The sequence below is a fragment of the Acidovorax sp. 35-64-16 genome, assembly GCF_002281195.1.
In the GTDB taxonomy this organism is placed as follows: Bacteria; Pseudomonadota; Gammaproteobacteria; order Burkholderiales; family Burkholderiaceae_C; genus Acidovorax; species Acidovorax defluvii.
Map to the genome: position 1 here is coordinate 1 of NZ_NCFM01000021.1, position 12308 is coordinate 12308.

General features: G+C 62.2%; 6 protein-coding genes and 1 pseudogene. 3 read left to right on the forward strand and 4 right to left on the reverse strand.

What is annotated here, in order from left to right:
• The 3 genes and pseudogenes from B7Y64_RS13120 to B7Y64_RS13130 all read left to right on the forward strand — a co-directional run.
• A pseudogene (locus B7Y64_RS13120) lies at window positions 1-324 on the forward strand (hypothetical protein); the annotation flags it as partial.
• Window positions 300-575, forward strand: a complete 276-nt coding sequence (locus B7Y64_RS13125; protein ID WP_291329071.1) for a hypothetical protein — start codon at window positions 300-302, stop codon at window positions 573-575. The pseudogene B7Y64_RS13120 and the gene B7Y64_RS13125, both read left to right, overlap by 25 nt.
• Before the next feature lie 103 nt (window positions 576-678).
• On the forward strand, window positions 679-843 hold the full coding sequence (locus B7Y64_RS13130) for a hypothetical protein (RefSeq protein ID WP_291326562.1): 165 nt from the start codon (window positions 679-681) through the stop codon (window positions 841-843).
• Window positions 844-968: 125 nt separating this feature from the next.
• Here the strand turns inward: B7Y64_RS13130 and B7Y64_RS13135 are convergent, their stop codons facing one another.
• From B7Y64_RS13135 to B7Y64_RS13150, 4 genes are read right to left on the reverse strand one after another with little or no spacing between them, the layout of a single operon-like run.
• Window positions 969-2615: a UGSC family (seleno)protein gene (locus B7Y64_RS13135; RefSeq protein WP_291329072.1), complete on the reverse strand. Its 1647-nt coding sequence runs from the start codon at window positions 2613-2615 to the stop codon at window positions 969-971.
• 48 nt (window positions 2616-2663) lie between these two features.
• Entirely contained in the window at window positions 2664-3422 is a 759-nt protein-coding gene (locus B7Y64_RS13140; RefSeq protein ID WP_291329073.1) for a cupin domain-containing protein, read from the reverse strand.
• Window positions 3419-4342, reverse strand: a complete 924-nt coding sequence (locus B7Y64_RS13145) for an NmrA family NAD(P)-binding protein (protein WP_291329075.1) — start codon at window positions 4340-4342, stop codon at window positions 3419-3421. The genes B7Y64_RS13140 and B7Y64_RS13145 overlap by 4 nt, the downstream gene beginning before the upstream one ends.
• Window positions 4339-12225: a type I polyketide synthase gene (locus B7Y64_RS13150; protein WP_291329076.1), complete on the reverse strand. Its 7887-nt coding sequence runs from the start codon at window positions 12223-12225 to the stop codon at window positions 4339-4341. Before B7Y64_RS13150 ends, B7Y64_RS13145 begins: the two co-directional genes overlap by 4 nt.
• Window positions 12226-12308: the final 83 nt, after the last annotated feature.

The window sequence follows — 12308 nt, forward strand, 5'->3', positions numbered from 1 at the left end:
CGCAACTCCCGCAATACAATTTGCGCAGCGCAACTCTTGCACGCTGCGCAACCGGTCACGATCGACCGGAATCAGCGGTCACGATCGCCGGAATACGCAGTGGTCACCGTCCAGACGATCTCCGATGCCCACCTGCTGCCCGTCATTAAGCAGATGGTGGTGCAGTTCCCGTTCGATATCTTGGGGTTTCACGCCGACAACTGCAGCGAGTACGTCAACCACCAAGTCGCCAGCATATTGGCAAGCTACGCATCGAGTTCACCCGCAGCCGCCCGCGGCACAGCAACGACAACGGTTTGGTGGAGACCAAGAACGGCGCGGTAGTGCGGAAGCTCTTTGGCTACGAGCAAATTCCGCAGCGCCACGCCAAGCGCTTCAACATCTTCTGCGTGGAATACTTCAATCCGTTCTTGAATTTCCATCGGCTTTGCCTGTTCGCCACCGAGCTGGCCGATCCCAAGAAGCCCGAGCGCATCAAGCGGGTGTACTGGCCCCAGGACGCGATGACGCCAGAACAAGCTGGTCAGCATGCCAGATGCTGCGAGGTACCTTTGTATTGGTCAAAACATTCTTAACCTGCAGGCATTGGCCAGAGCGCTCACCGATGTGCAAGCCGCCGATGAACTCAACGAAGCCCGATTGGCTCTGTTCAGACGCACTACCTCTCTTGCCGCCTGATTGCCCTACGGGCCTGAGCGCCGGGGGCAGGGCTATGGACATGTGGATGATGCGCTGCGCGCACCGGTGCAGCCCGTGGACAACGCCCAAGCGTTGCCCACCGCCTGCACCTTCGACCACATGCCCATAGCCCTCTACGACTACCAATCAACCCACAACAGTTGAGGACCCAATACACTGGTCCCGTCTACGACAGATCGACTCGTTTCACCTCGCCGATCTCAGACCGATCCGGGTCACACCTGAATTGGAAAGGACTGTCGCACCGGCGCATCACGCGGTTTAGCCGCCTACCGCCATTCGTCGACCGACACCGTCTTCTGGTAGCTACCGCCCATGATCCGCCAGTAACCGTTGGTCTCGCCGCCCATCACCACCACGTGGATGTCCTCCGGGCGGAACATGTGGATGAGCTCATCCGGCCCGGCTTTGAGCCTTGTTGCCCAGGGCTCCTCGCCGAACGTTGCTCGAGGATAGATGTAGTTCTGGACCAACTGGTAGTCCCAGTACTCTCTTGCTGCAATGCGGGCATTGTCATGAACCCACGCGATGAGCTGTTCCTTCGTGGTGAAGCCGTGCTCCACAAACTGCCGTGCCGCAATGGGATCGAGCAGAAGCGTCGGGGGGCTGAGCGGATCCATCCCTCGCAGCATGTGCCGGACATGATTTCGCCAATGTTCGGCGCGCAGCCCGAGAGTGAAAGCCGTTGAACGACACCCGTTAAACACACTGACCGTGCTGTCGGTTGATAGGAACCCACGCTGTACGTGGAAGGGCTCCCAGGGGCTTCGCTCCTCGTTTTCAGCGAACATCATATTGTTGTACGAGTAGTTGTTGCCTTGCGAGCCCATGTAGCTGAGACCTGGCACCGAACCGCCCTGAAGGTTCTGCGACAGGAGCCCATAAGCCCGTCCAATGGTGGCATTAGCGTGGTTGTAGGGCCCCGTCGCGCCAATGCCGCTGTTCATGCCGAGTTCGTGGCGGATCGGACCATTGACCGCCACCATGGCGGCCGCAGAGCTGGTCGAGCTCTCCCGCGAAGTGACTCCGCTTGCAGCCAGCGCCAGAATCACCGGGAAGTACTCTGGCTTTGCTCCGGCCATCACTGCATTGACCGCAACATTCTCGACCGTATATTCCCAGTACTCGCGAAATTGCGTGGCGCGCATATGCCCGACCACGTCGTTAGGCTTGCGCCGGGTGCCGGCCAGCATGGCCGCCACCCGCTCCTCGGTGGGCAACATGATCGGAAGTTGATCCGTCCAGTGGTTGTCCCGGAACAGACGGTGCAGGTTCTCTTTGGAATCAGGCTCGACAAGCCGCGGGGTCGAACGCACGAAGGCCACGCTCTTCAGCTCTTCGTCAGTGATCGGCTTGGTGAGACTCTCGATCACGCCCTCCATAACCGGACGCCCAGTCGTCGGGTCGTTGCCGTCGACATAGGCCCACAGCTCCGGAGCGGACTTTCCCATCACTGGTTGAGGCACGAACACCTGCCGCATATATGGCATACCGTTGGCCTGAGCAACCGCTCGCACCACCCCCTCAAATACGCGCGTATGGATGGCGACTGTCGGTACACCGTATTTGCTGTCGATTGTCATCCCATGCGTGACGACGCCCGGCGCGCAGGTGCTGCAATGACCGACGCCGATGATCGCGGCATCTCCCTTGGCCTTGATCTCCTCCCACGTCGCCGGGTCGTCCTGCATATAGGTGCTCGAGAGTGGCTTCAATACAGTCTTAACACTGGGCACATGCTCGGCAAACCACTTTTGCATCTGCTGCAGCAAGATGTGCGAGTCATCGAAGCGCACGTCTATCAAATAGATCGTCTTGCCATCCAGCGTATTGAGACGCGCGGCCGGAGGCTTGTGGGTCACTTTGGGCGGATAGCCCATCGGATTCAGAACGGAAAGCTTGTCTCTTGTCGTCATATCACTTCCTATTGCCATCAAGTTGATTCAAACCAGGCGCTGACCGGGTTATTTGCCAAAGTTCACCACCGTGTTCTGTGGGCAACGGGCCAGCACACCCTTCCAGGGCTCATCGTCAAAAGGATGGTCGACAAGATGAACCAAACCCGGGGGATCGAAGGCGAAATCTCCAGGGCCAGGTTCTATGTAGTCGCCAAAGTTTTCGCCGAAACAAATTCGCGCCCGGCCCGAAATGGTGTAGGCCGCAGTGTGGGTGTCGCCATGGTGATGGGGCTGGCCCCTCTCGTGCGGGACGACCGTGAGAGAACACATCCATATCTGCGTGGCTCCGACCGTCTCGGCCGAGATGGCAGGCACGCGTACCATGCCCCGTGTTTGAGCGGTTGCACTGGCATCCTGCGGAGTGTGAACCACCTTGACACCGCGCCCTGCATTCGGGACCTTCGATTTGGCGGTAATGTTGGTTGTCGTCGTGTCCAATGAATAGGCGAGTACCAGCACCAGCGGTTCGTCGTGAGGGTTTCGGATCACGTAAGGCAGGTGGGTCGGAGTAAAGTAAAAATCTTCCGCGCCGACCTCAGTCGAGTCCGCGAAGTCTGCCCCCGAATGAAGTCGAGAGCGACCGCTAACAACGTAGCCTGCCGTCTCCGTCTCGAGGTCGTTCCCGGGCACCGCCTCTTCGCCCGGCGCGATGGTGAGAATCTGCATCGATATCTTGCTTCCTGGAACGGTGGTGGCAGAAATGCCGGATCGGCGTCCGGGCTCACTGCGGATCAAAATTGACTTGCTCGCATCCAAAACGGTCATGACAGACTCCTGCTTAGTTGTTCAATCGACTTCGACTTTTCCCTTTTGAGACCCAGCATCTGGTCAATGCAGATTTCTAAAGGCGTGGGTGTCAACCCGAATTCCCCGGCCCAATCGGTCGATATGGCGTCGCCGATCGCGAGCCCCCGGTACAGGCCGAGATGAGATTGCTTCAGCGGATCGCTGGTCTGGCTCATCGCGCTCTCAATCTGCTCGAGCGACATGTACTCGAGCGCGAACTTCTTCTTCGTCAGCCGTTCCAGGAGCTTCACCACCTCAAGCTGAGAGAAAGCCCTCGGTCCTCCCATCGGTATCGCGCCGCGGCCGCGCGGCTCGGCAGCGCATATGGCGGCAAGACGCGCGACATCCGCCGTCGCAACGTAACTGATCGGACGCGTCCCGTCGCCGTAAATCCTGGCACGCCTCGCCGTCACATCAAAGCCTACCAGTGGCGACATAAACTTCTCCGGAAAGTAGGACGGCAACAGAATCGTGTACTGCATCGCGGAGTTCTCCAGGCGTCGCTCCGCGGCGCGCTTGAATCTGGCGAGCGGCGTGTCGGAGTCGATGCCGCGACTGAACGAGACCAAGACGACATGACGGACACCGTTGCGGATACAAGCCGTGATCAGTTCCTGCAGTCCGCGGCCATCGACGGCCTCCAGCGAATCGCCATCACGCCGCGACAGCGTCGCCGTCGCCGTGATAATCACCGAGGTGGTCCCGCGAACCGCGGCATCTAGCTGCCTGGCCTCCTTGAGATCGGCGACACAAAGCCGCACGCCCGCCCCCTGAAGACGCTTTGCAGCCGGAGACTGCCTGTCTCTCACCATGGCCACGACGGCATGGCCGGCCGCCCGCGCCGCTTCGGCCGAAAGACAACCAAGCGTACCCGTACTACCCACCACAAGAATCGTCATGGCTTCACCTCGCAGACCTGATCCACGTCGCTTCGTTGCGCTGCCCCGATGGATGCCAAAAGCGTGAGCAGCTTGGCCGGGAAAGGCTCGCCGCGCACAAGGCCGTTTTCAGTTCGATGGACCCAGGCGAGTTGCTGGTGGCCAATCGCAATCTTCTCGTTGCCGCCCTGGTTCTTCCGCAGAAATTCGTAGCGCACCCGCGCGCTACGTTCTGTGGCTGCGAGCAACTTCATCTCGACGGTGATCTCGTCGAACGGGAACGCCTCGCGCAGGTAGACCATCTCCTCGTCGATGCACAGCGCTTCACCGAGATCTTTCGAGGATCTTTCGGCACGCCGGTTCATCTCGTTGGGGACGACCGAGTGCAGAAAGCGGTCTCGAACGTGAGCCAGCCAGCTAAAGAAGGAGATGCTGCTCACGTTGCCGACGAGATCCGAGTCCATCAGCGAGGGGCGCATCGTCTCGACGTACAGGACGGGTCCCCCTCGCGGACCGGGCGGTGCCTCGAAAAAAGGCTGACCTCCTTTGAGTTCGGCGAAACCTGGGCCTTTGTCGATTTCTGACGCGGGGAGACGCGCCTGAACGAACCTGTCGTAGTCGCGAAGCGCCGTCAATGCCTCGCGCGAACGACGTCCTTCGCCCGTCGCTCCGACCACCCCGCCCTGGGCTTCGACGGTTGCGACAAGCCTATGTGAGCCTTGCGGCAGTTTCTTTGAGAAGTCGACGCGCCAACCCGCTTGGTTCTCGGACAGGGTGGTCATCCAAATGCGCGCGCTCATTTCGTCGTGGGCGGTCACTTCATCGTGGAGTTGCACATGAATCGAGCGCGCGACCAAGCCGGATGTACCGTCGAGCATGCCTGCGACCAGTCGTCGAGCCACCTGCGGCGGCAGCATCATTTCACGGGCCCGGTGAAACCAATCGACGTAGTGGGCCGCCATCGCCTTGCGGCTGGGCGTCGTGCACTCCTTCCAGCTGACGTTGAATTCATGCTCAAGGACATCGCAGCCGAGTCGCTCGTCGCGCGCGATCCTCCTTCCCGGCGACGAAGCAAAGTTGGGCTCCTCGCCGCGGTTCGGAAACTTGGCGGTCAGCGCCACGATGCTTTCGGGCCCGCGCGACATGCGCAGCGGAAACGTCAAAACGAACACCTCCTTGTCAGGCGTTCGGACTCGAAAGAGCACGCTCTTCTCGCAGCGTTCGATGACGGTCAACTCTTCGTTCTCTGTCGCGACCGCCTTTCTGGCCGCCTCCAGTGCAGCCCAGATCCGCGTGCCCGCCATATCAAGAGGCTCGTGGGCGCTCAGTGCGTTTAGCAGCGGCGCTCGTGCGGACCCAAAGAAGGATTGCCACTGCGCCTCGCTGCGATGCGATATCGCCGCGAGGTCGCATCCCTGCGCGTCCGACCCGACCGTGCACATGCAGTACGAGCCCTCATGACTGAACGAGATGTCGAGTTCCGCGCTCGCTTCCAGGCGCGGTCGCCCGGTCGGCAGCCAAAGCAGGCTGGACGTCTCCTTCGCACCGGGGGCCACCACCGCCACAGCCCGCGTCGCGAGGGCGCGCTCATGGACATGCCGCTCCTGCCGTGGAAAGCCAGCGAAGCCGTTAATGCATTCAAGCGCGACGAACGGGGCGACGACGCCAACCTGTCGCGATGCGCTGACAACGCTCTCCGAGAGCTGTTGCTCGTCACGCGCGTTTGTGAGACCCACGTCGAGGAGATCCTGGAGCGATGGCCAATCCGCCGGCCGAGCCAGGGCCTTGCTGCAGAAACCCGTCCAGCGCTCGAGAATTTCCCCGCTCATCGAAGTTGCAACGAGTTCGAATTCGGCGTCCTTGCCCCCTGACCAATGCAGCCTTGCGATGCAAAGCCGCTGCGCTGCCTGCGCTGCGTCGCTCCCTTTGAAAAGTTCGATTTTGTCGATGCGGGACGTGAACGCCATGTGCTCCAGGTGGTGAAGGAGCGACGTGTGCAAGAGGGTATCGCGAAAGAACGGATCGCCAAGAATGAGCAGGTCCTCACGGGCTCCGTCGATGCCGTCGAATGCTGTCCGTGCGGCATCCCTGTCGCCATGGATCTCGCCGATGCAGACGGCATTCTTCGGGTCCACGGAGTGGATGGCGCCCATCCGTTGATACATCGGCCCGACGAAGAACTGCCGGCCGTACAGGTCCTCTCGCGCGTTGATTGGAACGGGTGGGCCGAGTTCGACCGGTTCCTGCGCACCAACCCGACGTTCGCCGAACACCACCGTTGCGGACAACGCACTGGTCTTGAATCCGGTCTGTTCGGTCGCAATTGAAACGTTGATCCTCCGAAATCCGTCGACAGTCGCCTGCTGCTGAACCTCGGCACGCAACTCCACTTCCAGCCCGTTATCGGGATCAACCACGATCGGATAGGGCATCTCCACCCCGTCCAGTCTGCACAACGGGATCGACTCTCCCAGGAGCGCGTATGCGGCCTGTGCGATCGCCTCGAGCGCGAGGACCGTCGGCACGATGTACATGTCGTTGTAAACGTGATCGTGCAGATACCGATCGCGTTGGAGGGTCAGCCGGCACCGCGCCACCAGCTCCACTTCCGGCTCAACATGGAGAATCCGTTCGATGAAACGGAGGTTCGTCGGAATGGCCGGCTCAGGCCGCAGCTGATCCCACGTTGCGTAGCCGACCGAACGGCCATAGATGCACAGGCGCTTCACCCCCGGATCGAAAACGAACGCCTCGACGAAGCGCCGCACCCCCTCCTCGGGAGGTATCTCTCCGTCATGCAAGCCGACCGAGAGCAGATGGTCGTTCGTCTTCAGGACAGCCGGTCGTCCGACATTGCCCCACAGCCCGAACGAGACGATCTGGAGCGGAATTGGCGAGTCGGCCATCGCGGCGGCCTGGACCACGCGCTCCATCACCTCGTTCGCGAACGCGTAGCCTGCGCTCCAAGGCATACCGTGCTCGACCACCAGCGAAGAGAAGGCGATGAAGAGCTTTAGCGGCCGTCCTTTCAGCGCTCGACAGAGATTCCAGGCCCCCAAGACCTTCGGGCTTACTTCCTGGAGCATGCCTTCGACCGTCAGGCCGTCCGCCCGGCACGGTCGCAGGATTGACGCGCCGTGGACGACGCCAGTGATCGGGCCCGCCTGCGCTTCGACCTTTTCGACCAACTCCGCGAGGGCCACGGCGTCGACGATGTCGCACGAATGATAGTGGTGGCGCAGCCCCTCCGATCGGAATCGTTCAAGCGTGCGGCCGATCTCGTCGTCTGCGCCGTCGCCAGCCGCCAGGGGTTCGCCGCGGCCAACCAGGACCAGGGTCGCGCCGGTTTCCCGTGCGATGCCCAGGGCGCATTCAGCCAGGATTCCCTTGGCCCCACCCGTCACGAGAATGACGTCCCGGTCGGACCAGGTGATTGGCCGGGGCTGATAGGCAACCGGCTCGCTGAGCGAAGCCTCAAGCATCCGACGCGTGAGCTCGGCATCGAACCCGATGGCCGCAAATGGTTCGCCACCGCCAATTTCATCGAGAACGATTTCGGCGATCGTTTCGCAAGCGATGGACTGCGCCACGTCGAGCACGCGGACACGCAGGTCCTGGCGCTCCAGATGGAGCGTGCGAGCAAACGCCAGCGCGTTGCACAGCTCCGGCTCTGCGCCGGTTGCATCGTTTCCAAAGAAGCCGCCACCAAATTGCACGTAGGAGACCGTCGTGCGGTGGTGCAATGGGGCATTCTTCAGAGGTGCCTGGGCGACCGAGGTCACCCGCGAAATCATGCCGGCAAGTCGCGCGGACGGCGCTCCTTCGTCGGGAACCCTCGGCAGGACGGCGATCTGGTGCGTAAAGCGGCCGTCGCGCTGAAGCGCTGCGCGCGCTGCCGCGTCGAACGGTGCCATCTCGGCGCGGCCGCCGCGCTTCATGATCTCAGCCAACAGCGCGTCGGCCGGCGCGCGATCGCGCGGCTCGAAGAATACGAGGAAGAACGCATCTGCCAAGCTGACTTCACTTCGCTGGCTGGCAACGACCTGCGCAGCGGCACGTGGCCTGGGCTCCGCGCGCACGACGAAATTCCTCGTCCACGTCGGATGGCGTGACACGAAGGACAGGTCGCTATCGACCAGCGGCGCACGCTCGGCTCGGCGGGTCGATGGCGATGGGGCCGGGACAGCAGCGATCGCCTGGCTGCTGGGCAGCACATCGCAAAGCGCCGCCGCGATGTCCCGCAGCGACGAGTTTGCAAACCGCGTTGCATCGATCGCGCCGGCTGCGCCGACGCGCCTGAGCGCCTCGGCGACCAGTTCACCGGCCTTGATCGAGTCGAGGTTGAGATCGTCGAGCAGGCGTGACTCGGGGGTGATCGACGAACCAGGATAGCCAGTACGCTGGCTCGTGACTTGGACCAGCAGCGCGATCATCCCGTCGACGGAGGACACACCCTCGGTGACGGCGACGGCATCGTTCCGCTGAGTTGGCGCAACGTTCACCGGCGCCGCCTCGACCGGTTCGGGCGCCACGCCGTGAAGGGCCGTCGCGATGTCCCGCAGCGACGAGTTTGCAAATCGCGTCGCATCGATCGCGCCGGCAGCGCCGATGCGTCTGAGCGCCTCGGCCACCAGCTCCCCGGCCTTGATGGAGTCAAGGTTGAGGTCATCGAGGAGGCGCGACTCGGCGGTGATCGATGAACCGGGGTAGCCGGTGCGCTTGCTTGTCAGCTCGACCAGCAGTTCGATCAGCTCTTCAACGGACGGCTTTCCCGGGACGGTTGCACTGCTTGCCTGACGCGCCGAGACCCCGGCGGGCACCATCGCGGTCAACTCGGGCGCCTTGATCGGACTGGGCATGGCGGCGCCGGCGAGCGTTGCCATGTCCAGGCGTGCGACGCCGGCCAGAAACTTGCCACGGTGACGCAGGTACTCGGTGAGATGTTCCGCGTTCATGCCAAGCTCTTGTTTGAGCGTGTCGTCGAGTCCATGGTCGTTCGCCAACCCGGACGAATGGCCCTCAGGTAGGGACGTGCTCTGAAACGTCATGGGACGCTCCGCGGGATTGCTCAGATAGACCCGCTGCGATGGTTTCATATATGGTCGGACCAGCCGTTGGTCGTAGAACGCAGGCCAGTGGATGTCGACGCCGTTAAGAAATGCGACGGCAACGGCCGGGTTCGGGTTCCACTTCACCGCATCGGCGGCGAGGGGAGTGCACACGCCACCCTCGTCGAAAATATCGCGACAGAGTCCGGACAGCGTGCGCCCCGGTCCAACCTCGATGAAGACGTCGCACAGACCCCTCATCGTCTTGGCCAAGTCGATGAAATTGACCGGGCTCGTGATCTGACGCGCCAGGTGCCGGCGCAGATCGGTCTGCCCATCGATGGAGGCAGCCTCGACGCCCGAGACGACGGGCACGGTGAGGGTCGGCAGCGACTCAGGCAGATCCAAGGCGGCCTCGAACGCCTGCGCGCTGTGTGCGACCAGCGGCGAATGGAAGGCATTCGACACAGGGAGACGACGACAAAGGATATTTTGAGTCGCCGCCAATGCGACGACCGCGTCGATGGCCTCGGTATCACCCGAAACCACGGTTTGATTCGGCGAATTGATGTTGGCAACGACCACCGTGCCCGGCAGTTGCGCAAGAAGGTTCTCGGCTTCCTTCCTCGCACAGGCCAGGCTCGCCATCCCACCCGCTCGATCGGGCGCCGCGCGCATCACCTGGCCGCGGGTCGATGCGATCGAGAACAGCTTCTCCGCCCCGAACGCGCCGGCCACATGAAGCGCAGTGATCTCGCCCAGGCTATGGCCACCGACGATGGTCGGCCGTATTCCGAGGAGAGCCAGGTAACGGGCGCACAGCACCGATGCAAGGCAGATCGCCGGTTGGGCCAATTCGGTTTCCGACAACAACGCAGTCCACCCGTCGATCTCCGACGCATCGCGGGCGCGATCGATGGGACGGTAGATGACATCCAGGAGCGATCGGCCTGCGACCGCACGCTCGGCCTCGTCGGCGAGTTGTCTCGCCCAATCGAACCGCTCGATGAGCGTCCGCGCCATCAGCAGCTGATGCGAACCTTGTCCCGGAAAAAGGAAGCCGATGCGCCCCGGCCGGTTTCCACGGGCAATGAGCACATCCTTGCGCGGGGTTGCCCACTGCTCGTTGAGAGCCGGAAGTTCATTCGTCAGCGCATCGCGCAACACGACGAGCTTTGCAGCCAGATCGTCAGGAGATTCTGCGATGACCGCAGCCCGGATCGACAAGCCGGACGGCAACTCGCTTGACAGCGCAGCCGCCAGATCGACGAGGTCGCTTGAACTCAGCAGCGAAGCCTCGATCAAGACAGCCTCGACGCAGGCGATGACTTCGTCCTTCGTACTGCCCCCGAAGACAAATAGCTCGCTTTCCTGATGCGACACGAGGAGCGAACGCTCGTCGACCTGCGGTGCCAGTTTAGGCGAGGGCGGCCCTCCCGATTCGATGATGAGATGGGTATTGATGCCACCGAAACCGAAGGCGCTGACGCCCGCTCGCATCACGGCGTCGGGGTCTCGGACCTCTCCGAGCCCGATGGGGAACAGACGCGTTCCCACGCCGTCGAATGCATCGTTTCGTTGTTCGCAGCTCGCCGTGGGCGGCACGGCCCTGCGGTTGACGGCCGCGACCGCCTTGATCAGCGAGGCGACGCCTGCGGTGGCCTTGGTGTGGCCAATGAGCGACTTGAGGGAACCGATGCCGCAGGTGCGCCCATGCTCGTCGGCGCCGTCGCCCGTGCCCATCGCGAGCGCGAGCCCTTCGATCTCGGTCCGATCCCCCGCCCGGGTTCCGGTTCCATGGCCCTCGATGAAATCGAGCTGGTCCACATTGCAGCCCGCGCGATCGACTGCGCGACGTATCGCAGCGGCCTGCTGGCTCCCAACCGGCTGCATGATCCCGGCTCTGCCATCCGAGGCAAGGCCCCAACCTCGGATCACCGCGTAGATCGCGTCGCCATCTCGCTGGGCGTCGGCGAGGCGTTTGAGCACGACCATGCCACCACCCTCTCCCGCTATGAATCCATCTCCACGACGATCGTACGGTCGGATTTCCCCCTTGGACAGTGCGCCGTTGCGAGAAAAACCTACAAGCTCGAACGGATCCAGGCTGATGTCGACTCCACCCGCAAGCGCAAGGTCGAGATCGTTGCTGGACAGCAAATTGGCGGCCGTGATGACCGTGGCCAGCGAGGAAGCGCACGCGCCGTCAACGACGAATCCCCCGCCATGCAAGTCGAAGTAATTGCAAATGCGGCCCGCGATGGTGGCGGAAATGGAGCCGGCGACGAAGTCCTCGTTGACCTCCGGAAACATCGACTTGTAGAAGTCTTCCGTTGCCTTCATGAAGGGAACGAGGTTCTCCGAGGAAAGGCCCTGCGACTGCGCCGCCTTCACCATCGCGCGACGAACGACAGGCCATCTCAGGCGCAGGCTGTTTGACCGCATGTCCTCGCCGGTGCAGGTATTTCCAATGAAGACGCCGGTTCGGTCCTTAGGCACGGAAGCACGCGAGAACCCCGCATCCTTGAGCGCTCGATGCGCAATCTCAAGGGCGAGCCACTGGCACATATCGGTCCGGTCGTAGGTGCTCTCGGGGATGCGGTACGAGGCCCAATCGAAGACGAATCCATCGATGACGGCAACCTTGCTTTGATAGAACTTGTCCGGGTCCGCGCCCGTCTTGTCGTAATAGTCGGACAGCGGCGTGCGAACGTCCGGCATGCGGCGAAATTCGCGCCGGCGTGCCAGCACGTTCTCCCACAGCTGTCGCGGGTCGGACGCACCGGGAAGCCAACATCCCATGCCGACAATCGCAATGGGAGAACTCGGAATCAGGTTATCAAGTAGACGTGACATGGAAAGCTCCGGTAGATTGGGGCGCGCCTTGCTCTTCATTTGGATTCGGTTTCACTTGAACATGCCAAGATGGCACGGAATAA